Genomic DNA, 23,339 nt, shown 5'->3' with positions numbered 1-23,339 from the left:
TCCATCGGTCATTGCATCCCGCCGATTTCCCGGTCGATCTTCTTCCTCATACGTTCAAATTGCGCTTCCGCTACGATATCTTCCACTTCTTCCCGCGCAATCTGCATCATATACTGGCCGCGTTCCCGCAAATCGGAAAAACTTTTGCCTCCCATACCGCTTACAGGCTTGATTACCTCTTTGATTACAGGCAGCAGAATACTGCCGGTTACGGCTAAAGCGGCACCTACGATCAATCGTTCCACACTACGTTGTATCATGAGAAAAAACTCCTTATGCTATGCTGTTGCTGTTTCACTGATTCGTTTTGCCCTTGACAAAAATATCAAGGAAATCGAGTCTGACATAATATTGGCAATCGGCGCACCATACATGGTTAGCGGCACCGCCAAAACACTTCCAACTACATTCCACACTTTTGTGATTGCCAAATGTTCATACACGACCTGCTTCATGCGGTTTGCGTACACAACTGCATGATACAGGTCATTGACCTGTGTAATATCAATACTTGGCACACAACGAACATATGGTGAACTGTGCTCTCTTGTTCCCAGCTGTTTTTTCACCAATACAATTTCATTGCCAAGATTGTTTTCCGACTGCAACCGTTGTTCCAACTGATCGATATCATTTGTCAGCCATGAAGTCACAATGTTGTTGCGGATTAAAATGCCGGTATCGATATTCATCTGGTTTTCGATCACGCCAATGTTCCAATTTTGTTGCTGCGCCAGCTCTCTAAGCTGCTGAAATTCCTTTGTAAAACTATTGGTTGGAGCGATCAGGATTCCTATACAGGTGCGTTCATCAGCAACCTGTTTCCCCAGCAGTATCACTTCATACCCTAATTTTTGCAATCGTTTCGTTTCCAATTGGTATGCCTGGATATTCACTTGGTGCTGTTTCATAAACTTGATCGTTCCACAGTATACGGTCATGCCGCTGATCTGTACCGTCACACCTTCTTGTGTCTGCTTCACTGCAAAAGCTGTACGAATGGTTTTCCCGCTTTCCAGCGCTTTTTTCATGACTGCATCCCGCCAAAAATGTCCCGTTTTTTCCAATACGGCTGCAGCCAACGACCAAACTTCCTGTTCATCTCCATACGACATACATTGCACTTGCGTTTTTTGCGGCTCAAACATAAGTGCCGTATCTTCAAATACAATCGTTTTGGTGCGTGACAACTGTTCCAAGGAACCATCTTTCGGTATCATATATCCCCTTTGCATGGAGACGACCTCTGCCTGTTTCCAGGCATAGTCTGTTGCCACCAATACGGGGCGCGGATTCGCAGCCAATAAAATCCCTAGACCAAATAAAGGATTCCCCGTCATGCCCAAAGTCATTGCGGCAAATAAAAATCCCCGTTTGCTGGTTTTTTCAATATACTCTCGAATATCCTTTGGAACGATTGGCTGCTGTGCCGGGTAGCATGCAAGCTGCTGCTGTTTCCAATTGACATACTGCAGCAAACTCAATCCTGCCAATACAACCAGATTTTCACGCAGCAAACCAAACACCAATACACCGGTCCCAAGGAGAACATCCATAGGAATTTGGCGATCTCTCAGGAATCGCTTCACCCCCCTGTTGACAAAGGAATAACCACTGACGATTGAGAGAATTCCGGATAGGTAAAATAACGCCGGACTGGAAGCTAATGCGGTACGCCCCACCATCATTTGCTTGATTGTCAAAAATCCCAAGCCTGCGACAGAAATCATCAAAGGCAAAGGGACTTTTGGATTCGTACGGAGAGAGTGATCGGCAAAAGTCTTTCCCTGATGCATGAGACCGGCAGCTAACATGTCTTTCCGTATGGGTGATAGTTCAGAAAATGCTGCCGTTTCCCTCCATCCGACTGTCATGTCAGATGGAATTTTATTATGACGATGGACCGCCTGAACTTCCCGCTCCATGTCTTGGATGGACAGCAATCGAACATCATATCGTACGAGAAGGGTTCCGGTGATAACAGAACATTCCACATGCTGAATTCCCTCCACCCGTTGTAAGTGTTTTGTCATGTGCGCCGCAAGTACGCGGTTTCCCTTTAAATGACATACGATGAAGCGCACTCGACCTGGAATTGCCCGGATCAATCTTGCTTCTTTTTGCTGCATCCAGAATTCTCCTTTTTCAAAAAATACATTTAAAAGTTTGAGCTATCGCGATTGGAATTATGTATTGTGCACTCATTTCCGTAATGAAAATTTTGTATTTTGGTTACAGTAGAAAATGTGGGAAACGCTGAAAGGTGTCTCAGAAATCGTCAACATAGAAAATGGTGCAGGAAAGGAGAAATCCCATGCTTCAATTCATTGCCTCCATGGCAGGGATACTTTTAAGCTCACCAAAAGCAAAACGGGCATTGCGAAGTCTGGCTGTGAAAGGTACGGTTGCCGCGCTGGAAGTAAAAGACCAAATGAATCATACAATCAAAAGTATGAAAAAAGATTCCCAGTTGCAAAGTGAGCAATTCTCTGCTGCCGGTACGACAAGTGGTATGCATTCGTATGAAGAGTATGCATATGATGGACTGCAAAGCTCCGACAATCCATCCAATGAGTATTCGCAGAGGATGGATACGGCTGCTGAAGTTCCTGGGGAAACCTTGCCTGACATATCCCAAACATTTGCCGTGCTGGATGACAAAACGATCGAAAAATATCTTCCCAAGCCTTAGTCCACAAAAGAGAACGGCGAGAATTTACTCAAAAGTAATTCTCGCCGTTCTCTTATAAAAAAATTCTCATGCCACTTCCGGTTGATTGATCGAACGAATTTTGAATCGATCCTTAATTGGGTTCAATCGTTTCATGCCACGCCAAATCGGTTGCTCAATTTTTGCCGCAATTGGGCCTGTTACCCCGGCAATCGCTGCAGCTGCCAGCCATTCATGCAAGGCTAACGGCGTTAAACGGAACATTTGCGCGACTGCTGGCGTATGTGCACTAACGATTAATATTCCCAATGCAGTTATGACACTCACCACCATAACGGTTTCCTCCGTCAATTCGGCAAGTTTATCCACATGTTCTTTTCTTCCCCACTTCAACGCATGAATCAGTTGTGACAGAATCAATGTTGCGAAGGCGAACGTACTTGCAAACATCGGATCGGTGCGAATCCATAGTCCGATTCCGTATGCACTTGTAGCGATCAAGCCGTTGATCACACCGTGGGAAAGGATCGGTTTTTTCAACTCCCCGAAATCTTGCGCATGCTTTGCTTCTCCATTGCGCTGTCCCCCGATTGCGATACCGATCGAAGTGATGAGGTTTGTTAAAATATTGAGATTGATGGGACCATGTGCATGCGTTAAGCCAAGAATTCCAGTCATTGTCGTATACACGGCTTCTGCAAAATTCCCGCTGATAATCATTCCATTGGCGCGGGATAAACGAGAGCGCGCGTCTTGCGCTTCTTCGATGAAATGAATCACATCCTTTAAACCACGCAACACTCCTTGCTCAATCGACATCCACGCTGCACCAAAATACGCTCTCTCTTGCTCTTGGCAGCCGATAAAACAAACATCAGACATGCGTTCCCGCAGCGTATGAACCACTTGCAACCGCTGCTCATCATTTCCGTGAATGACCCAGATATCATAATGTCCCAGCGTCTGCTCAGACATTTCTTCGAAACATTTGTCTGCCGCGACTGTTTTTATATGCAACTGTTTGTGATCGATCGCTTTCCAGAAATCCGAATCTTCCGCCATACAGAAATCGGCCAATAGAAAAACGGGCAATTTCCGCTCTTTGCACCGGTATAACAAATCCTGTACATGCTGATATGTTCGTTTCATCGAGAAAGCGCCAATCCAAATCAAATCGGATTTGAACACATCCTGTTTATCCTGTCCATCCTTTGGCAATAGGTCTTTTCCATCAGAGGATGTCCCACCTTGATCGCGAACCCGGCAGGCAAAACCAATCGTACATGCTTGGTGTTCGTCTGCTGTGTGCAGCCAACTCCGAAAAGAATCTTCGACAACCGAAGCTTCAAGACTTTGCTCTGTATCAATGGAAGCAAGATCTTGATCAGCACCGGCCGCTTTTGCACATGCTTGAAACAACAGTCCCGCAGGACCCCGTACGACTTCGATCAAACGGCCATTCTCGTCCTTAAACACCCGCATTTCAAACAATTCATGATCTTGCATCCCGCCGTGATGAATCCAAATCCACTTTGCCGGATTTGCTTCCATACTCTGCCCGAACTGAGCGGTTGCCCGCTGAATCGCCTGATCATATAGACTAGGCTCGCTGCAATGGGATGTCTGGGCGGCCGTTTGGTGTTGTGCATATAACGCGGCTGCCTGCCAAACACTTTTTGCGCCGATTGTTCCCGACTGGTCCAGATTCCATTGCGTATTGGCACACCACAATTGTTGAATGTTCAACTCTTTGGTTATCCCATGTTCTGACAAAATAATCCCCTTACTATCTTCCAGCTTGTCTACATGGTGCATACTCGGCAGTCCTTGCATGCCATTTGTCTTTCTGCTTTTTTTCAATGCCGACCAATATGCCAGGCACACAGGCAGGGAAAGACCGCCGGGAATGACAGATGTCCCAACCGCGACAGCTGTTTGCAATGCGGCAGTACCGGACCAGCGCAAAAGCATCGTAATTGCACCAATTGCAAGAATACTTAACCAACCATATTTTGTGAGATATGAAGTAATATGGTGATAATGTTTTTCCGTAAACATTTGCTGGTGTTTGGGCTGTTGCAGCAATTGGCTATACCGTGTACGTTTCCCGGTAGCGGTGACTAGCATCTTGGCAGTACCGCGAATCGCGACAGATCCTGCATACACTGCAGCTTCAGAGGCTCTAAATGCATCAAGATTGCGCTTGGACATAGCCCAATCGGCTTGAATCCAGTCAGGGTCCTCTACACCTTTTTTCGTCTTCCATTGATACGAAGCGTCAGAAGCAAGTTCCCGCAGTTCAAAATGATTCGTTTGTAAAAGAATCCCATCTGCCGGTACCATATCACCTGGCCTTATAAAAATAAGATCGCCAGGTACAATCAAGTGGGAAGATATTTGGCTCAATCTTCCCTCCCTTAGCGCCATAACCGATTTATGTTTTCGCAAGTGCTCCTGATGCGCTTGTTCTGACAAGCCTTTATACCGTGTGGTCAAAACGCCTGAAAGCAAAAATGTAAAAAATACAATGGCCGCGTCGATATATTTTCCCAAAAATAATGCCAATACGCCAAATCCCAGCAGGCTTACCGTCGATACATTTGCAAATTGGTGCAGAAACATCGGAATGCTTCCAGGCTGTCCACGTGTTTCATTCCATCCAAATTGATTGAGTTTCTGTTGCGCTTCCTCATTTGTAAGGCCGGAATCACGGTTTTGTTCCTGATATTTCCGAATGGCTTGCAAATCCCAAATAAATGGATCTCCCTGGTTTTGTTGATGTGATCTTTTTAGCCTTTCAACTTCTGCATGGGAAGAATCTCCGGCATATCGGGCATCTTCTGCCTGCCATTCCATATCAAGATCTGATGACCTGCTATTACGATCTGATGGCCTGCGATCAATATTTGATGCTTTAGGGTTCCCTTTCTCGGGGTTATATCGGTGATCCGTACATCCGCCATGTGTAAAAATTACTTCTGTAACCACTTGCCGGGTGGCATTGACGATTCGAAACGCCAACGATTCAAGCCTGCCGATGGAATACGCCACACGAGTCACCCCGTTTATTGTTCCAAACAAATTCGAATTTACCATCCTGCCAATTTTGCATTCGCATACACCTCCTACAGGTTTAGACTCTCCATCTTGCAAGGATTGATGCGATTCATCCTCTTTTCCCAAAAGAATTGCAAAATTTTTTCGGATAATGGTCAAACCGTTATGCATATATATTCAACCATCGACAAGTGAGGTGATTTCATGCATGAATCAAACCTCTTCAATATCATCATGATCGGCATTGCCGCGAATTTAGACAATGCAGGCGTCGGTATTTCGTACGGAATCCGCGATATACAAGTTCCCTGGTATTCAAACGCAATGATCGCAATCATGTCTGCACTCGCAACACTTGCGGCAGGGATTGCCGGAAAATGGATCGGTCTCTGGATTTCCCCACGCATCGGGACAATACTAGGCACCATTCTGCTCATCTTGGTGGGGTTTTGGGTCATGTTGCAGCCGTTTTTTGAAAAAGCATCCAAAGCATCCGATACTTCATCCACCATGATACGAATTTTGCAAAATCCGGAGGCGGCCGATTCGGACAAATCCAAGACAATCAGTCTTGCCGAATCGATTGTATTAGGGGCAGCGCTAGCCATTAATGCATTGGCGGGTGGATTTGATGCAGGTGTCATTCAATTAAATATTTTTCTCACCGCTTTCTCTGTAGGTATATTCAGTTACGTCTTGTTTGGCATTTCCATTTATATCGGCAAAACATACGTAGCCGGAGTATTCGGCAACAAAGCAACCTATATCGCAGGAATTCTGCTTATTTTCATCGGACTGCATCAATTGTTTTAAATGTCAGTCCTTCTGTACATACAAGTTTCCTTTAAAAATGGGAACACTTGTGACAGAGGTGATCGGATGTTTCCCACTCATGGCATGTTTACCAACAATGGAAGTGTTGTCATTACTGTCTTATCCATTATAATTGTAACTGCGCTCGTATTTTTGATTTACATGAATACGAAACGCCGGCGGTCATAAACAAACCTTTCTATCTATAATTATTATGACTTTATTATCATGACGGATAAAATGTTCTTCAGGCTCCTGAATGCACCAATACATTCGGGAGTTTTTTCATTGTTTCCCTTTTGCTCCTTTTGCCTTTTTTGATCCTTTTCCCCTTTCGCCTTTCATTCTTCCTGTACAGCAATTCATAGCAATTGGTCTAATAGATTTCTTAAATCGTATCTCCCTCACACCGTATATCCTTTCTTCATCATGACAATACTGGTAACAGACGTGCATGGCCTTGGCTTATTCTATTGCTTGTGTTTTTGGCAAGCCTACTTACTTCATAGATCAAACATGATAGAGGGTGAGAGATTATGCATTCCATGATTCAAAAAACGTTTGCGGTATTATTAACAATAGCAGGAATCGCAGTGCCGACACAATCGGCATCCCATGAACCTGTCAAGGAACAAGCTATTCCAACGCCTATCCTGACTCAGACGATTCCCGCCGCTTTAAAGACTTTTTCGTTGTCTTCCAAAAAAGCTGCCAAGGATCTAAATTCATCCAATATATCAATGAATCTGGCAACAAAAGGATCGGAACATTCTTTGCCGACATATACAACGTGGCTGTCACCAACAGCTTCAGTCGTCAATATTCGAACACAGCCAAGCACGGATACACCCGTATTGAAAGAAGCGCACGCAGGTGAATCCTATCCGGTTATATCGCAAAAAGGAAGCTGGTATGAAGTTGCAGTTTCACCACATCAGACCGGGTGGATCGCCGGTTGGGTCGCAAATACACAAAGTTTCCATGCAGCAGATTCTCTGGGTACCATTCTGAACAAAGACAATGTGCCTTTATTTGCAGGACCCGGCAATGAATTTAAAATGATCCGCCGACTCTCAAAAAATACGATCGTACAGCCGCTCTTTGTCAGCGGCGATTATGTAAAAGTACTGGATCAACAGGAACAAAGCGGTTGGATCCCTATCGATTCCGCAAATTTTGGAAAAGAGACAGTAGATTCGCTGTGGTTTGCAGACGCTGCAACACCTGTGCAAGCAAGTCCGGATGGTTTACTGGCAGGCAAGACGATTGTCATCGACCCGGGTCATGGAGGAAAGGATACAGGAGCGATCGGCAAAATCCAGCCAATCGATGAAAAAGATATCAATCTTGCAGTCGCAAAAGTACTTCAGCAAAAATTGCTGGCAGCAGGCGCCCATGTCATTATGACCAGAACGACTGATGTTTTCGTATCCTTGGCCGACCGCGTCAAAATTTCGAACGAAAATCATGCAGACGCATTTATCAGTATCCATCAAAATATGTATCCTGATAATCCGCAAATGCATGGGACGATGACCTATTATTATGAATCTCAACAATCCCATATTCTCGCACATGATATTGAAGAACAAGCGTTAAAGCAATTTTCATTTGACAAAAGCAATGATACCGCCAATTTGCGTACGGGCGTAAATAACGACGAGCTTTATGTTCTTCACCACAACACACAACCGGCAACACTGGTAGAAGGGCTATTTTTATCGAATCCAAAAGAGTTGGCCGATAGTGTCACCACCGATTATCAGGAAAAAATGGCTGACAGCATTTATAAAGGAGTCGTCCAATTTCTCCTTAAATAAGACAGCCCGATCAATCGATGGCCGGACTGAAATTTTGCAGAAATCAATGATTGCCGGACGTTTCTTCCTGTTGTAGCAATGGCCAATAACACTTGCCCCAGATGAAGAGTGACGATTTTCAATCCACTGCCACCTGGGGCTGTTTATTTGACAATCGAGCCATTAGCTGTATTGCGGAACTAAAGAATTGCGATGTTTGATCAAAGCGTCTGCCCCAATTGCCGCAATGGCACCATCTGCCGCTGCTACAACTGCTTGCTTGACAGGGGTACGCCGGGCATCTCCGCCTGCGAACACTCCTACCAAATTGGTCTTTAGAAATTCATCAACTTCAATATATCCTTCCGCATCCCGTTTCACTTCATCGCCAAGAAATTCGGTATTCGGTTTATTACCCGCCATATAGAAAAATACGCCATCCAACGTATAGGTTTTCTCACCTTCTGAAGATTTTACAAGAACTCCTTCAAAACGTTCGGTTCCCGTCACTTCCAAAACGCGATGCTGCCACAACACTTCGATATTGTCATAGGATTCTGCAGCTTTAATATCTGCCGTCCCTTGCAATTTATTGGATGGAATAAAGAAATATACTTTTTTGGCAAATTTGGCAAGAGCCATCGCTTCCAAGAGCGCTTCCTCATTGTCACCGGAAACGCCGACGACGCGATTTTGGAAAAAAGCTCCGTCACAAGTGGAACAGTAGCTTACACCACGGCCTGTAAATTCTTCTTCGCCTTTGATCTTTTTGTTTTTGGCACGGGCTCCGACTGCGATAAACACGGCTTTTGCCTGAATGCGCCCATCTGACGTTGTCAACTGTTTGACCTCACCTGCAAGATCTGTGGACATCACCTGAGAGCGGATAAATGTCGCACCAAATCCTTTTGCTTGCCGACGCATGCGGTCGACCAGTTGCAATCCTGTCAACTCATCGGCAACACCCGGATAGTTGGCAATTTTGTGTGTAATCGCCAAAGCTCCGGCTCCCGGCGCCTTGTCAATCACAATGGTATTCAGCCGTCCTCTCGCTGCATACACAGCAGCAGATGCCCCCGCCGGACCTGCACCGATAATAGCCAAATCATACACTTGCTGAAACATATCTTCAGAGGGAGCCGAAAAAATATCGGAAGTGTCTTCACCGGGATCATTCTTCTTCGCGACCGTCTCATCAATGCCCAGATACGTTTTCATCTTATTGGGACGATACCCGATAAACACTTCTCCTTCGATGAATGTAACAGGCGTTGAGAAAATCCCCTTTTCATGCAAATCATTAAAAAATTCCGGTTGCTCGGTTACATTTCGCTCTTCGTATTCAACTCCCCAAGCGGTCAGTTCTTCTTTGATTTTTTTGCAATACGGACAGCCTGTCGTCGTATAGATGATTGCTTTTTTCATCCCAGCCTCCAGATTTTCAAGTGAATTTTAAAACCCTACGGCAGAAAATACAAAGTAATAGAATGAAAGAAAGACATATGAGAATTTCCTTTACAAGGATGATCACAATTCGTGATCAAAATTCCCATATGTCTTTACCAGTCGCGTTTAACTTGATCTTTCAGTTCCCATCGCCAATACCATTACTGCGCCAGGGTTTTAAGGATTTGGAACAATTCTTCATTGTCCGGCTGTTTATCGATCGGATGCACATCAATAAAACGGATGACGCCTTCTTTGTCGATAATAAAGAGCGCCCGTTCGGACATGCCTTGCTCGCGTAACACGCCATACGCTTCTGCGACTTTTCCGTGTGGGTAAAAATCGGAACAAAGCGGATAGGTGATTCCTCCGACAGATTTTTGCCATGCTTCATGGCTTGGTATACTATCTACACTGATACCCAAAACTTGGGTATTAAACCCTTCAAATCTGGACAAGTCGTCCTCGTAAGAAGGCATCTGGGCACCTCAGACAGGTGTCCAATCAAGAGGATAAAAAGCGATAAATACATTCTTCTTGCCGTGATAGTCAGACAACTTGATTTCCCGATTTCCGTGCGCTTTTAGCGTAAAATCAGGAGCCTTGTCGCCAACTTTCAACGTTTTCGTTTGCGTTGCGCCTGCTGGCATGAACGGTTCCTCCTTAGCTTATGAGTTTGGAAAGAATGGTGCTACCTGAATTAGTGTGAACAAACGCAATATTTCTTAATCAAAATATTACATTTTTGTTCAGGTGAATTATACCATATTTCTGAGTCGTGCAATAATCCCTTCGACTACTTCTTGCGTACTTGCTTTGCCGCCGACATCCGGTGTCTTTATTCCATCATTTGTTACGCCTTCGATCGCATCCAACAAAACCGACCCAAGTTCATCCAGTCCCAAATGATCCAACATCATTTTTAACGTCCATATTTGCCCGATCGGATTGGCAATGCCGCGGCCGCAAATGTCCGGAGCCGATCCATGAACCGGTTCAAACATCGAAGGGTATTTGCCATTCAAGTTAATATTCGCTGCGGGCGCCACGCCGATACTGCCCATGATGGCAGCGCCAATGTCTGTCAAAATATCGCCAAATAGATTGCTTGCCACAATCACGTCAAACACTTGCGGCCTTTGCACAAAAAATGCGGCTAACGCGTCGATGTGATAGGAAGATGTCTGAACATCCGGATATTCTGTTTTTACTTGTTGAAATACTTCATCCCAAAACGGCATCGTATAGACGATTCCATTCGACTTGGTTGCGCTTGTCACATGATTTCTCCGTTTTTGCGCCAATTGGAATGCGTAGCGCATCGCTCTCTCCACACCGCGTCTGGAGAAAATGTTGTTTTGGATGGCGATTTCGTCATCCCCACGGAAAATTCGACCGCCGATTTCACTATACTCACCTTCGCTGTTTTCGCGGACGACGATCAAATCAAAATCTTTCGGGCTTGTCAAAGGTGACTGAATTCCTTGCATCAATTTGGCAGGGCGTACGTTGATTACTTGTTCAAATTCCCGGCGGATCTTGATTAATAACCCCCAAAGTGAAACATGATCGGGAACTTTGCTTGGGTCCCCGATAGCTCCGAGAAAAATCGCCTCAAAATCTTTTAATATGGAAAGTCCGTCATCCGGCATCATTTTTCCATGTTCCAAATAGTAATCGCAATTCCAAGGAAAGGATGTCGTTTCAAACTTTACGCCGCCATGAAGATCGGCCAACGTATGCAACACTTCCAATGCAGCCGGGACTACCTCATTCCCGATGCCGTCTCCAGGCAATACAGCAATCGAATGTTTCATCATTTGCAATGCGCCTCCCTGCTTTTCATTTCTCCAAAAGTATGTTAAATTGCAAAACAGTACATCATTTCATTATGTGGTTCACCAATCGCAGATAACGCTTTCAATGAAAGATCCATCATTCCGCAGCCTCTCCCCCATTTTCCAACGTTCATATTTTATTCCAGTTTGTCTACATATTTCAATTATACATAGTATACCATTTCAAAAGACAAAGGAATGACATCCCACACGTATTTTCTTCAATGAATACATTACATTTGGATAACTTCTGCAGGAAATGGTACTATTAGGTCAGATCAATTCATAAATCCGAGAAGAGTTACAGATTGCAGGGGGATGCATATGGCATTGCAGAAAGAATCTACAGTTATCGGTTTTATTGGACTTGGCGTAATGGGAAAAAGCATGGCGTCGCATTTGTTGAAGCATGGATATCGTCTGCGCGTCTTTACCAGGACAAAGGAAAAAGCGGAAGAACTCCTGCAATTAGGCGCTGTCTGGAAAGAGACGGTTGCAGAGTTGGCTCGGGAAGCTGATGTCATTCTTACAATGGTGGGCTATCCAAAAGACGTGGAAAGCATTTATCTCGATCACGATGGAATTCTTGCAAACGCCAAACCGGGTACGTATGTAATCGACATGACAACATCGACACCTGCTCTGGCGGAGAAAATTTATCAAGCCGCATTGGCAAAAGGGATTCATGCCCTCGATGCGCCCGTTTCCGGCGGCGATATAGGAGCGAAAGAAGCTCGTTTAACCATTATGGTCGGCGGCGATGAGGAAGTATTCCAAACCGTCAAGCCGATCCTCGAAATCATGGGCAAAAATATTATTCTGCAAGGGAAAGCAGGAGCCGGTCAACATACGAAAATGTGCAACCAGATTGCGATTGCATCGAATATGTTGGGTGTCTGTGAGGCCATCAATTATGCCAGAAACGCCGGTCTTGATCCTGCAACTGTATTGAAAAGCATTGAAGCAGGCGCTGCGGGCAGCTGGTCATTAAGCAATCTTGCACCGCGAATGATTGCTCATAATTATGAACCCGGATTTTATATCAAACATTTTATCAAAGACATGGGAATTGCATTAGATGCTGCAAAGAATATGGGAATCATGGCTCCCGGCCTGGAATTGGCGTTATCCTTATATCAGGAAATGGAGAAAATGGGGGAAGACAACAGCGGGACACAAGCATTGATCAAATGGTATAGCAACAAATGATGACATTGCCATACAGCCAAGACCACCCTATTTTATATGGGAAACAAATGTTGTTGAATTATTTCTATAAATAGGAAAAGCAATCTATAAACAATCCTGTACAAAAAGAGATTGCAGAGTTCCTATGGAAAGCTTGATTGTGAAATCATAGTATGTAAAGCGGGGCTGTCCAAGATCTGCGAATCGCAAGACAGTCCCCTTGATCTATGATCTATCCAATGAATCGATCATAAATTGAAAAAATTTAGGAATATACATTCAACGATGAATGAGAAACTTCCAAAAATCTATGTCAAAAGAATAACGCAAAGCGGAAAAAAAGAAGCCGACAGCAGGCATAGGATCGTTTTTTGAAAGAGTATCATCCGGAATACCAAGTGTCCAAAAAGGCGGGTTCATGTTTTTTCGATCCGGATTGCTTGCATAGTGCAAAATGTCCCCCGGTAAAAGAGCGCGTCCCAGGATTCCGGAACGATATTCCAGAATGGATTCTACCTCATGACCCATCGCCAATTGATAGAGAATCCATGGGAAATCAACACCGCATCGGATCGAAAGATGCAGGGAACTCCAAAATCGAGGATTAATTTCCAAGAGTTTGGGCTCTCCATTCCGCGGATCGATGATAAATTCAATGTCTGCTACCCCATACCAAGGCAAATGTGCCATTAATTGCGCGGCATAGTCAATAAGTTTTTGGTGGTTCACACTTTCATGAACCGTGCTCGGCCCTCTCTGTATCGGATAATTGCGAATTTGTCTCTGCACAAAAGCCGCTTTCAGCATATGATTGGCATCATAACAGACGCCAACATCGTATTTTGTGCCAGGTGGAATATACTCTTGCAGAAGGGGGTTGGGATATTGTTTATGGATGATAGGAAATAGTGCAAGCAATTGATCTTGGTTATACGCAAAACGAACACCCCGAGAACCGGAGCTAAACCGAGGCTTGATAACCAGGGGATACTCCAATTCACTCGAAATGCGCACCAACTCGTCTTGGTCATACTCCGAGTCAAAATTCGTTTCAACTGTTTGCGGACAGGGAACTCCCGCCTTTTTGGCATATTGCATCGTCTGCCTTTTGTCTGCTGCGATTTGATAACTCGCAAGCGGCGGAACGGGAACATGACAAAAAGCTCTTAATTCTTGTTGATGCTTGACGGCGATTTCCATCGTATCGTCGTCCATCGGAAACAAGACGTTGCAATCTTCGCGCTTTACTGTATCACATAACCAGCTGTAAAACTGCTCTGGGGATTCTTTTGGATCCGGATTTACAAGTGTATGATCGGCGTATCTGGAAAATCCGCTTGTATGAAACCGGATTTTTTCTGAAACGATTGTGCGTACATTCCGTGCGCCAAGAGAACGTACAGCTGCGAGTGTTTTACTAAGCATTCCATTTGTCAATAAAACTGTATTCAGATCAAATCCTCCTTAGGATCAAATCCCTTCAACATCAATCCATTCCCTTTGTCTAATATTGACCATAGTCAGTGAGATCGTCAAACCATGTAGCATCGTCCGGGCATGGCAACACCATAAATTTCCCATATTGTCCATTGCGTGCTTGATGGTATTTTAAATACGCTGTATCATCTTCAATCGCCAATATTTCTATTTTACCGGAAGAATGGCTTAAAACCAACCGCACTCTCTTGCCCAGTCCGGATGTCTCGGCTTTTGCTTGTTCGACTAGTCGATATATTTTCTTTAAAGGCAGTACAAATTCCGAATTGCCAACGACCGGACGATTGACAAAGAAATAGTAAGGAGTAACTCCTGCAAAAGCAAGACGATTTAACAATTCTGCCAATACATCCGCATCATCATTGATCCCACGCAATATAGGGGTTTGGTTCACCATAATTACACCGGCTTTTTGCAAAGCATCAAAACACTGTAAAGCCTCATTTGTGATCTCTCGGGGATGGCTCACATGCGTGACAACATAGATTCTGCGATCCAATTGAGAATACTCCTGAAACGTTTCCAGTAATTCTTTGTCGTTATAAATTCGCATCGGATCAAAGACCGGCAGTTTCGATCCAAACCGAATGATCCGCACATGGTCCATTTGCCTCAAACTCTGTATCAGGTTCCTGATTCGCGCTGTTGATAAGAGTAAAGGATCTCCACCTGTTAACAGCACATTGTTGATTTCAGGATGTTCATGAATATACGCAAGCCCCTCTTTACAATCCAACACCGTTTCCGTTACATCCTCTTGAAAGAGCCGCTTGCGAAAGCAGTATCTGCAATACGCTCCACATACCTCGGAAACGAGCAAAAGCGCCGTTGTCTGATATTTGTGTTGGCAGCCGGGAGCAACATAATTACTCTCTTCATCGGATGCATCCCAATCTCCGTATTCATTCAATTCATTTATGCTGGGAATAATCAACTTCTTAATCGGATCGTCAGGATCTTGCCAGTTTATCAACTGCAAATAATACTCATTTACACGAAATGCGTATTTTTCGGTAACCTCTTTCAGCATGAGACGTTCTTGTTCAGGTATGTCTAGGATGTGGTTTATATTTGTGATATATTTTGTCATCTTCATACACCTCACCCACTAAAGGATACTATGAAAATCAAATCATTTCAAAATATTCTTTTAAAAATGAAAAATTTTATAGTAGTATCAAAATACACCTGAAAAGCAACGCAAAAAAACAGCATCCTGCTCCACTTTCATGTGGATTGGGATGCTTTTTGAGTCAACTCACCACCGCAAATTCTTTTGGGACAGCCCCAATTTTAAATCATGATTCTTTCAAACTCTTTTGAAACAACGTCCAACCTAAATATCCACCCATCAAATTTTTGAGATTCTGAAAACCGTTTTGCATAAGAATTCGGGAGGCAAAATAACTTCGCTGCCCGCTTCGGCAGTATACTACCGTTTCCTTGGCCGGATCTAGTTCGTTCAAACGTGCACGCAGCATTGGCAAAGGAATTCCGATCGCTCCCGGAATCATCCCAACCGCCCATTCATCTTCATTCCGTACGTCAACAATTTGTATATCTTTTTTCTCCATTTGTTCAGCTACCTGTGCGGGTGTATATGCGTTTCCCTCTGCCCGATACAAATTGGCATGCGTCATGCCAGCCATGATGATCGGATCTTTTGCAGCCCCAAAAGGTGGAGCATAGGCCAGATCTAAATGTTCCAAATCCTCCACAGTCATGTGTCCATAAATCGCTGTAGCAAGAACATCAATGCGTTTATCAACACCTGCTCCGCCAACAATTTGCGCCCCTAAAATTCTCCCGGTCTGTTGTTCGGCAATCAATTTTATCATCATGCCTTCCGATCCCGGATAATAGGCGGCGTGATTCCCATGGTAGTTATAAGTGACTCGATAATCCATGCCTTCTCTTATACATTCTTTTTCACTCAAGCCGGTCTTCGCAGCAACGACATTGCCCACGCGTACGATGGAAGTGCCATACGCTCCTTTAAACTCCATCGACCGACCCACAGCATTGGCGCCCGCCACACGTCCTTGCTTATTCGCAGGGCCAGCCAAAGGAATCCATGCGGATTTGCCGCTTACCCTATGGTGAATTTCTACAGCATCCCCGGCAGCGTAGATGTCGGGGATGCTGGTTTCCATTCGCCCATTTACAGCAATTGCCCTGGTTGCTCCCAGTTCGATTCCCGCTTTTTCCGCTAGTGTTACATCCGGCCGAACACCGATACTTAAAAGAAACATATCTGCATGAATAACAGTCCCATCTTCTAATTGCACAGCTTCCGCCCTATCTCCTTGGGCCACAAATTTTGTGATTCCATTATTCAAAATGACTTCAACCCGCAACTTTTGCAACATGTCTTCCAAATCTACAACCATTTCACGATCAAATGGCGTCATCACCTGATCGGCTTTTTCGATTAAAGTGACGGATACCCCTTGACGATGCAGATTTTCAACTGCTTCCAATCCAATAAAACCACCGCCTACAACAACTGCTTTTTTGACATTGCCTGCTTCAATCTGCTGTTTGATTTGTACCGCATCTGGAACAGTACGAAGCAAGTGCACATTACGAGAATGAATTCCATCGATATTCGGCACAATCGGTTTCGTACCCGTTGCAAGGATTACCTTGTCATAAGACTGTGTAAATGTCTCACCAGCTTGCAAATTTTTCACGACTACTTGATGTTCCTCTGGTTTGATTTCCAAAACCTCATGTTCAACAAAGACATCCAAATTAAATCTTGTTTTTAAGGAATCCGGCGTATGCAGCAGCAATGCTCGCTCTTGCATGATTTCATTTCCCACATAATATGGCAAACCGCAATTGGCAAAGGATACGTATTTTCCTTTTTCATATACAAGAATAGTTGCCCTTTCATCCTCTCGACGAGCTTTCGCAGCAGCGCTTGCTCCTGCAGCCACTCCACCAATGACAACGATTGTTTGTTTGTTTTCCACGCTTCATTCCTCCACTTTCAAACAATTGACACACATTTATTATATACCCTATATGGTATTTTAATATGGTCCATTTGTACTATATTGAAACGAACGAATCGCAACGTTCACAAAAAAGCGCCAGCCGCTAAAGCTGACGCATCGATAAAATCCTTATTATTTCCCGATTCTTGATAACCAGTGAATTCCTTTAATAAACACAAAATATTCGACAAACCCGATTGCAATCATTAGAATCACGGTATTCAGCAAAGGGGTCATTTGCGTGATGCTTTGCTTGATTCCGGCATATGTCAACCATTCTTTTGTATCTTCAATATCGTATTCAAATTCGTTTGCTGCAATGGGTATTTTTCGTATTTTTGCCACAAGTAAGGTGAGGAGTGGAAACATGGCTCCTATAACGAGAGCCGCAACTAAATAATATGTTCGTATAAAGTATCCCATTTCTCCAACTGTCACCGATTGCAAGCTGTAAACGACAGCAGAAACCAATATGGCAACCGGGATGGCAAATACCGTTTCTTTATTGGCTCCAAATACATTTGCTGCGCTTTTCATTCCGGCAAATATATATACAGAGATTCGTATAAAGGAACCAACCGTCCAAAGGAGCAGTCCCAAAATATCCAGGTTGTAAAAAAAGTCTTCAATTTGAATATATTTAATTTCCTCATACGTTGGATAGTAGATCCGTTCGGACTGAAGCTGATCAAAGATCATGATCGGCCCTGTAGAAGGTCCCAAAAACATGAATCCGATAATGATACTTACGATCAATACTTGCCTTGGAAGCTTATCCGGAAAAGTCAATACACTGGCGGCAACACCAATCATCATCATCATCATCAATTGAAGATTTGACATCTTGCTTTTCGACTGTTTATTCAATACATTTTCATCCATTTCATATGATAGGTAAACTATCTTAGTATTAACAGTAATGCTCATAATATTCGTCTTTCATGCTAAAGAAAACTTAGCTTCGCCAAGCGTTTCGGCGAAGACGACTATCGATCTTTAAAATTTATACTTGCCGATCACTTTTTGAACATCCTCTATAAAAAAACCCTTGTATCTCGAGATACAAGGGCCTGTCATAGATTCTTTTATGATTGAGCAAAAATTCCACATGATCCATGTTTCATTTTATCATTTTCTTGCTGTTTGAATAATTTTTTCAATTAACGCATTCCCGTCCCCAGCTTCAAGTGTAGTTAGTTGCATTCTGCAAAAGGGGGTTCTGGAACATGCGAGACAACGTTTAAAACAATCGACAATACGGACCTCTATCTCGTCTTTATGTTCACGCTCCAGGAGATCCACAACAGTCCGAGCGCCGCCGACTTCCACATTGCGCTTGCAAAACAGTGCCATGCGCTTTTTCTGACTCATGATGTTTCTCAGTTATTCATCATAATGGAAGAATTGGATATCCAATGTACGAAGATATGTTTGCAGACCTGCATCTTGAATGGGAATAATAAATGCAGCCGCACCGGATTCATTGTGGTGAGAGTGCCATAAGCCCGGAGGTGTCACAAATGCTTTCCCCGGCTCCCAATCGATACGGATCGGATCGATGATTTGCTTTGTCTCCGGATCTACCTTGTCACCCACAAGTGTGTATGTGCCTGGCTTTGCATCTACAACAAAATCGAGGGCAACCGATTTGTGACAATGCGGCGCTTGATTGGAACCAACTGGAACAATCCCGAACATCGCCCACAATACGTGTGTAATCGTCAATGTTTGATCAAAATTTTTATTATTCAATAAAATAGAGATCCGATTTTTCAAGTGTGCATCCGGTGCATTCGCCACTTCATCCAATTTTGCTTTCGCTTCTTCCGCTGTAAAGAGTGTAGGATTGAAGCGGGCTTCGGTAGCTGTGGCGCCCAAATAGTCGAGCAATGGCGTATCGACGATGTAATAGATCGTCGTATCTTCGATTGCTGTATGGCGGCTGGCAGATCCTGATGGAAGTGTCACAAAGTCGCCTTTTTTCCATTGGATTGTCTGTCCGTTTACTTCGGTGCTGCCTGCGCCGGAGATGATATAGTACAATTCGCTTGTCGCATTCGGTTTTGTCGAAACTGCATCGCCGGCATTTATACGAATGAAATTAGCGAGCAACGATGGGCTTGTTGCCGGATAGTTCGTTCCCAACTCTTTTGATAAATCCAAAGTTACAATACGTGTTTCACCCGAGTTATATAATTCGGCCGGAAATTGCACCGCCGGAACTGGGCTGATAATGCCGGAGCCGATGGGATCGGCCGCTGTCGTATACTCGTAAAAACGAGCGTCTCCTGTCCAATTTTCGTTTACTGTTCCTACAGCTAATTGCCCTGGTTGAATGGTTGCATTTGGCATAGTAATACCCCCATTTTCAATTTCTGTTTTCTTTTCTATATGGCTATGATATCTTGAGGAAATGGAGAATGTCTAATATATAATTTAAATAGAAATGATTCAAAATTTATATAACAAAACACAGGTGATCACACATGGAACTTTGGCAATTGCAGTGTTTTCTTACAGTAGCAGAGGAATTAAATTTCAGTCGCGCCGCAATTCGGCTCAAAATTACACAACCTCCTCTCAGTCTGCAGATCAAACAGTTGGAAAAAGAATTGGGCATCCCGCTCTTTTTCCGAAATAATCGACACGTCGAGCTGTCGGAAGCTGGAAAAGTGTTCTACAGCGATATCCGTCAGATCTTTGATGATCTCAATCGAGCCGCGGAAAATGCACAGCGGGCGCATCGAGGAGAAGTCGGAACGCTCACCGTTGGATTCGTGGGATCTGCCACATATGATATTCTGCCTGCTGTTCTGCGAGAGTTTCGAAATCTGTACCCGCTTGTTCAAGTATTGTTGCATGAAATGTCGACGCCCACACAAATCGAAGCGTTGCACCAAAAACGCATTGATGTGGGTGTGTTGCGTCCGCCTGTTACAGACGATGGAGTGTGTACAGAAATCGTGATGACCGTTCCCTGTGTACTTGCCGTGCCAAAAAATCATCCGTTAATCGATAGGAAGAAAATCTCCCTAGAAATTCTATCCAAATACCCGTTCGTCATGTTGTCAAGAAAAACCTGGGCAAGTCTGTATGATGAAATTCTTGCACGATGCAATCCTACAATTTCTCAAGAAGCATTGGAGTTTCAAACTGTCATTGGATTGGTTGCAGCAGGACTTGGTATTGCCATTGTTCCCCAATCCGCCATAAATTTGCATACACAAGATGTCGCCTACCTTGATTTGCATAATCAACTGCCAATGGCATCCATGGGCATTTCCTGGCGGAAAGGAGATCACTCTCCGCTGGTGAAAGCTTTTTTGCAAATCGCAAAAAGCACAAGTGCCAATTGACACTTGTGCTTGTAAATCAATGCAAAAACCGGGCGATTCCTCAACCCGGTCACGTATCCAACCATTTCGTTCTTCAATCTCTGCTATTTATGAAATTTTGGCAAATACCCGTTCTCGTCAAACTGCATCTCTTGCAGTTCACCCAGTATTTCAATATGGGCTTTATCACGAATGTCTGGAAGCAATGCTTCCGACACATACAGCGTTTCCAAATGCAGCGTATTCGGAATTCTCATAATTCTTGCCTGCTTGGGCTCCACTCCCCAGTTGCAACGCAATGCAGCAACGAAAGCATCTCGATCACTTTCCAGGACAATTGGAATCATCGCACGATACAAAAAGGAGCTCGTAATTACATTTTCATTCATCTTCTGCAAATCAATTTTTTCAAATAAACGCCTTGTCGTCAGATCCGCAAGGCCGATGCCAAGCGCATTGCCATGGGATTCTTCACTCAAGTCACTTGCGATAATGTATTTAATATTTGGGGTTTTCGGCTCTTCCACACCTAAAATGCGGATTCTTCCGATGATATTCGTATCCATTCCAGTGCCGCTATAATTTTTTCCAATTTCATCAACCATCAAAATATCAATCGCATCCGTCGGCAAGCTTGGCATATAGGAAGCGGACTCTTTCAACAGCTCTTTCTCACGTTCTGGAATTTGAGCAGTTGGTATGGCTTCAATTTTTGCCGTTTGTTCAAACGCATTTTCAATAATCGCTACACCACAGAGAATGTTTGCTTTTTGCAAGACAACTTTCGCCACTTCCGGCATCATATCGCGAATTCCTTGAACACCATATGTGTGAATCAATAATGCCTGTTTATGCTTGCCAAGGCCTATGGCGGACATTTTCATCAACCCGCTTTCAATCCCGATCGGAGATTTAAAATCGGTATGCACCTTGACTCGCCCCATTAAAATAATTCCATCTGCTTCCCATGCATGTTTATCGATGTGAACCGGCATACCTTGGTCTGTTTCCCCAATTTTTACGACTTCCATGGAAGAGCGTATCGGAGCGCCACAAAATTCTTCCGTAATCCCTAAGCTATGTAATACTTCTACCTGTCCTTCTGCAGTTGCACCGCCATGACTGCCCATCGCAGGGACAATAAACGGCTCTGCTCCCGCTCTCTTCAACTCATTTGCCGTTGCCCGAACGATCCTGGCAATATTCGCAATTCCTCGGCTGCCTGCCGTAATGGCAATCCGCATCCCCGGTTTGATCGATGCCATCAAATGTACGGAAGACAATTGATTTGCAATCTCTTGGTCTATGTCTTTCACTTCGGGACCGGTAAACTTTTGCCTGATTTTCACCCATTTTGGGAATTCCATACGTATGCCTCCTTGTTTTTCAACATTCCTACTTAAAAACATGGGAAACAAAAACACGGGAAACGGCATCCAATTCGATGCCGCACTCTGTCTTGATCGCTTGATTCTATTATACACCTGTCATGCCGAGTGCTTTAATGGAGAATTTTTTTGATTTTTGTTTGCAATGAGCGGCCGAGAATCAATGTCATAATGTCAAAAAGATCAGAAAATTGTTCCTGATCTTTTTGGCAAATATTAAAAAACACTTGTTATTTATAAATATTTGAAGAATCACTTGTTATCGATAGTACATTTCAGTAAAATAGCCTATTTCGGCAATATGGTATATTTCGGTAATCATGATTTTTTATTGAAAAACCTTGTGCAATTCTTGTGCAGCTTCCTCTATCGCTCGCATTGCTTGATCAAATGCTGCAACACGCGTGAAAAATCCGTGAATCATCCCATCAAACCTTATACATCTTGCCGAAACGCCCGCTTCCTTCAACATGTTTGCATATGCTTCACCTTCATCGCGCAAAGGATCAAACTCTGCAGTAATAACAAGTGCCGGCGGCAAGTTTCTCAAATTGCCTGCAAAAACGGGTGCAGCATATGGATGTTGTTGATCCGCGATGCCAGGTGCGTACTGTTCCCAGAACCACTTCATTTTTTCTTTCGTCAGAGAATATCCATTTTCAAAATGTTGAAATGATTCAGTAGACAACCTGCTATCGATGACAGGATAAACCAGCAATTGGTATATAATTTTCGGTCCATTCCGATCGCGTGCCATCATAGATGCAACAGCAGCCAGATTTCCACCCGCACTGTCACCGCCAACAGCAATGCGGGAGGGATCACCATGAACTTCAGAGGCATTTTCATAGGCCCACTTGATTGCCGCATATGCTTCTTCGATTGCGATTGGAAATGTATGTTCCGGTGCCAATCGATAATCTACGGAAACTACAATGCAATTCGCCTTATTTGCGATTACTCTACATGCTTCATCTGCTGTTTCGAGATTGCCCCAAACCCATCCGCCTCCATGAAACCACAAAAGCAGTGGAAAAGAGTTCTTCCCATCAGGTATGTAAATCCGGATCGGTATCAAACCATACGGGCCTGGTATCTCGATATCTTTTACTTGTGCTACAGGCTCAAGTACTCTGTGATAATTGATAACAGACTCTACATGCATGTTTCTTGATTGGTCAAGAGGCATTGTTTTTACGACTGAAAAATCAGTCCCGGCATTTTGCACCAGAAATGTTTGCGCTTGTGGATCCAACGGCATACGTCTCTCTCCTTCTAACCATTATCATATATTCTACCATTTCT

At 43.9% G+C, this 23,339-nt stretch carries 20 protein-coding genes; 5 read left to right on the top strand and 15 right to left on the bottom strand.

All coding sequences use genetic code 11. The annotated features are described in order from the left end of the window. Nucleotides 1-8: 8 nt before the first annotated feature. Nucleotides 9-260, bottom strand: a complete 252-nt coding sequence (locus LSG31_RS07315) for a DUF5132 domain-containing protein (RefSeq protein WP_347438713.1) — start codon at nt 258-260, stop codon at nt 9-11. A gap of 18 nt (nt 261-278) precedes the next feature. Continuing rightward, nucleotides 279-2,129 (bottom strand): HMA2 domain-containing protein, encoded by a 1,851-nt coding sequence (locus LSG31_RS07310; protein ID WP_347438712.1) that lies wholly within the window; start codon nt 2,127-2,129, stop codon nt 279-281. 185 nt (nt 2,130-2,314) lie between these two features. Here LSG31_RS07310 and LSG31_RS07305 point away from each other — a divergent pair, with 185 nt between their 5' ends. Further along, complete coding sequence (locus LSG31_RS07305) at nt 2,315-2,692, top strand: hypothetical protein (protein ID WP_347438711.1); 378 nt, start codon at nt 2,315-2,317, stop codon at nt 2,690-2,692. Between the two features lie 66 nt (nt 2,693-2,758). Here the strand turns inward: LSG31_RS07305 and LSG31_RS07300 are convergent, their stop codons facing one another. Further along, on the bottom strand, nt 2,759-5,899 hold the full coding sequence (locus tag LSG31_RS07300) for a cation transporting ATPase C-terminal domain-containing protein (RefSeq protein ID WP_347438710.1): 3,141 nt from the start codon (nt 5,897-5,899) through the stop codon (nt 2,759-2,761). A gap of 33 nt (nt 5,900-5,932) precedes the next feature. Between LSG31_RS07300 and ytaF the strand changes: the two genes are divergently transcribed. Together ytaF and LSG31_RS07290 are read left to right on the top strand one after the other, a co-directional pair. After that, nucleotides 5,933-6,541, top strand: a complete 609-nt coding sequence (ytaF, locus tag LSG31_RS07295; protein ID WP_347438709.1) for a sporulation membrane protein YtaF — start codon at nt 5,933-5,935, stop codon at nt 6,539-6,541. Between the two features lie 536 nt (nt 6,542-7,077). Beyond that, nucleotides 7,078-8,361, top strand: a complete 1,284-nt coding sequence (locus LSG31_RS07290) for an N-acetylmuramoyl-L-alanine amidase family protein (RefSeq protein WP_347438708.1) — start codon at nt 7,078-7,080, stop codon at nt 8,359-8,361. On the opposite strand, the gene LSG31_RS07285 is transcribed toward LSG31_RS07290, so the two are convergent. The 4 genes from LSG31_RS07285 to LSG31_RS07270 form a co-directional block, all read right to left on the bottom strand. Further along, the gene (locus LSG31_RS07285; RefSeq protein ID WP_347438707.1) at nt 8,328-8,483 is read right to left on the bottom strand and encodes a hypothetical protein; all 156 of its coding nucleotides are present in this window, start codon (nt 8,481-8,483) and stop codon (nt 8,328-8,330) included. The two genes, LSG31_RS07290 and LSG31_RS07285, sit on opposite strands and share 34 nt — an antisense overlap. Before the next feature lie 40 nt (nt 8,484-8,523). Further along, complete coding sequence (locus LSG31_RS07280) at nt 8,524-9,765, bottom strand: FAD-dependent oxidoreductase (protein WP_347438706.1); 1,242 nt, start codon at nt 9,763-9,765, stop codon at nt 8,524-8,526. A gap of 182 nt (nt 9,766-9,947) precedes the next feature. Continuing rightward, nucleotides 9,948-10,436, bottom strand: a complete 489-nt coding sequence (locus tag LSG31_RS07275; protein ID WP_347438705.1) for a peroxiredoxin — start codon at nt 10,434-10,436, stop codon at nt 9,948-9,950. A gap of 108 nt (nt 10,437-10,544) precedes the next feature. Beyond that, nucleotides 10,545-11,606, bottom strand: a complete 1,062-nt coding sequence (locus LSG31_RS07270; protein WP_347438704.1) for a tartrate dehydrogenase — start codon at nt 11,604-11,606, stop codon at nt 10,545-10,547. A gap of 342 nt (nt 11,607-11,948) precedes the next feature. Here LSG31_RS07270 and LSG31_RS07265 point away from each other — a divergent pair, with 342 nt between their 5' ends. Continuing rightward, nucleotides 11,949-12,833 carry an NAD(P)-dependent oxidoreductase gene (locus LSG31_RS07265; RefSeq protein ID WP_347438703.1) on the top strand — a complete coding sequence of 295 codons (885 nt, stop codon included), beginning with the start codon at nt 11,949-11,951 and terminating at the stop codon, nt 12,831-12,833. Between the two features lie 258 nt (nt 12,834-13,091). Here the strand turns inward: LSG31_RS07265 and LSG31_RS07260 are convergent, their stop codons facing one another. The 6 genes from LSG31_RS07260 to LSG31_RS07235 form a co-directional block, all read right to left on the bottom strand. After that, nucleotides 13,092-14,237 carry a carboxylate--amine ligase gene (locus LSG31_RS07260; RefSeq protein WP_347438702.1) on the bottom strand — a complete coding sequence of 382 codons (1,146 nt, stop codon included), beginning with the start codon at nt 14,235-14,237 and terminating at the stop codon, nt 13,092-13,094. A gap of 79 nt (nt 14,238-14,316) precedes the next feature. Further along, nucleotides 14,317-15,405, bottom strand: coding sequence for a KamA family radical SAM protein (locus tag LSG31_RS07255; RefSeq protein WP_347438701.1), 1,089 nt, complete (start codon nt 15,403-15,405; stop codon nt 14,317-14,319). A 202-nt stretch (nt 15,406-15,607) separates the two neighbouring features. Further along, nucleotides 15,608-17,287: an FAD-dependent oxidoreductase gene (locus LSG31_RS07250; RefSeq protein WP_347438700.1), complete on the bottom strand. Its 1,680-nt coding sequence runs from the start codon at nt 17,285-17,287 to the stop codon at nt 15,608-15,610. Between the two features lie 156 nt (nt 17,288-17,443). After that, nucleotides 17,444-18,178, bottom strand: coding sequence for a GerAB/ArcD/ProY family transporter (locus LSG31_RS07245; protein WP_347438699.1), 735 nt, complete (start codon nt 18,176-18,178; stop codon nt 17,444-17,446). Between the two features lie 261 nt (nt 18,179-18,439). Continuing rightward, nucleotides 18,440-18,682 (bottom strand): DUF1450 domain-containing protein, encoded by a 243-nt coding sequence (locus LSG31_RS07240; protein ID WP_347438698.1) that lies wholly within the window; start codon nt 18,680-18,682, stop codon nt 18,440-18,442. A 12-nt stretch (nt 18,683-18,694) separates the two neighbouring features. Beyond that, nucleotides 18,695-19,663, bottom strand: a complete 969-nt coding sequence (locus LSG31_RS07235; protein ID WP_347438697.1) for a cupin domain-containing protein — start codon at nt 19,661-19,663, stop codon at nt 18,695-18,697. A 134-nt stretch (nt 19,664-19,797) separates the two neighbouring features. Here LSG31_RS07235 and LSG31_RS07230 point away from each other — a divergent pair, with 134 nt between their 5' ends. After that, nucleotides 19,798-20,667, top strand: a complete 870-nt coding sequence (locus LSG31_RS07230) for a LysR family transcriptional regulator (protein WP_347438696.1) — start codon at nt 19,798-19,800, stop codon at nt 20,665-20,667. An 83-nt stretch (nt 20,668-20,750) separates the two neighbouring features. On the opposite strand, the gene LSG31_RS07225 is transcribed toward LSG31_RS07230, so the two are convergent. Continuing rightward, nucleotides 20,751-22,013: a nickel pincer cofactor-dependent isomerase, group 22 gene (locus LSG31_RS07225; protein WP_347438695.1), complete on the bottom strand. Its 1,263-nt coding sequence runs from the start codon at nt 22,011-22,013 to the stop codon at nt 20,751-20,753. Between the two features lie 349 nt (nt 22,014-22,362). Continuing rightward, complete coding sequence (locus LSG31_RS07220; RefSeq protein WP_347438694.1) at nt 22,363-23,295, bottom strand: alpha/beta hydrolase; 933 nt, start codon at nt 23,293-23,295, stop codon at nt 22,363-22,365. Between the last annotated feature and the right edge of the window lie 44 nt (nt 23,296-23,339).

The sequence above is a fragment of the Fodinisporobacter ferrooxydans genome (genome assembly GCF_022818495.1).
Classification (GTDB): domain Bacteria; phylum Bacillota; class Bacilli; order Tumebacillales; family MYW30-H2; genus Fodinisporobacter; species Fodinisporobacter ferrooxydans.
The sequence above is the reverse complement of the archived record's forward strand: the minus strand, read 5'-3'. Positions and strand labels throughout refer to the sequence as shown.

What these genes read in the sequence shown, in the direction of transcription:
- LSG31_RS07270 (WP_347438704.1), bottom strand. Translation starts at nt 11,606, where the DNA reads ATGATGAAACATTCGATTGCTGTATTGCCTGGAGACGGCATCGGGAAT.
- LSG31_RS07305 (WP_347438711.1), top strand. Translation starts at nt 2,315, where the DNA reads ATGCTTCAATTCATTGCCTCCATGGCAGGGATACTTTTAAGCTCACCA.
- LSG31_RS07260 (WP_347438702.1), bottom strand. Translation starts at nt 14,237, where the DNA reads ATGCTTAGTAAAACACTCGCAGCTGTACGTTCTCTTGGCGCACGGAAT.
- LSG31_RS07255 (WP_347438701.1), bottom strand. Translation starts at nt 15,405, where the DNA reads ATGAAGATGACAAAATATATCACAAATATAAACCACATCCTAGACATA.
- LSG31_RS07300 (WP_347438710.1), bottom strand. Translation starts at nt 5,899, where the DNA reads ATGCATAACGGTTTGACCATTATCCGAAAAAATTTTGCAATTCTTTTG.
- LSG31_RS07265 (WP_347438703.1), top strand. Translation starts at nt 11,949, where the DNA reads ATGGCATTGCAGAAAGAATCTACAGTTATCGGTTTTATTGGACTTGGC.
- LSG31_RS07315 (WP_347438713.1), bottom strand. Translation starts at nt 260, where the DNA reads ATGATACAACGTAGTGTGGAACGATTGATCGTAGGTGCCGCTTTAGCC.
- ytaF (WP_347438709.1), top strand. Translation starts at nt 5,933, where the DNA reads ATGCATGAATCAAACCTCTTCAATATCATCATGATCGGCATTGCCGCG.
- LSG31_RS07240 (WP_347438698.1), bottom strand. Translation starts at nt 18,682, where the DNA reads ATGAGTCAGAAAAAGCGCATGGCACTGTTTTGCAAGCGCAATGTGGAA.
- LSG31_RS07235 (WP_347438697.1), bottom strand. Translation starts at nt 19,663, where the DNA reads ATGCCAAATGCAACCATTCAACCAGGGCAATTAGCTGTAGGAACAGTA.
- LSG31_RS07280 (WP_347438706.1), bottom strand. Translation starts at nt 9,765, where the DNA reads ATGAAAAAAGCAATCATCTATACGACGACAGGCTGTCCGTATTGCAAA.
- LSG31_RS07310 (WP_347438712.1), bottom strand. Translation starts at nt 2,129, where the DNA reads ATGCAGCAAAAAGAAGCAAGATTGATCCGGGCAATTCCAGGTCGAGTG.
- LSG31_RS07230 (WP_347438696.1), top strand. Translation starts at nt 19,798, where the DNA reads ATGGAACTTTGGCAATTGCAGTGTTTTCTTACAGTAGCAGAGGAATTA.
- LSG31_RS07225 (WP_347438695.1), bottom strand. Translation starts at nt 22,013, where the DNA reads ATGGAATTCCCAAAATGGGTGAAAATCAGGCAAAAGTTTACCGGTCCC.
- LSG31_RS07220 (WP_347438694.1), bottom strand. Translation starts at nt 23,295, where the DNA reads ATGCCGTTGGATCCACAAGCGCAAACATTTCTGGTGCAAAATGCCGGG.
- LSG31_RS07290 (WP_347438708.1), top strand. Translation starts at nt 7,078, where the DNA reads ATGCATTCCATGATTCAAAAAACGTTTGCGGTATTATTAACAATAGCA.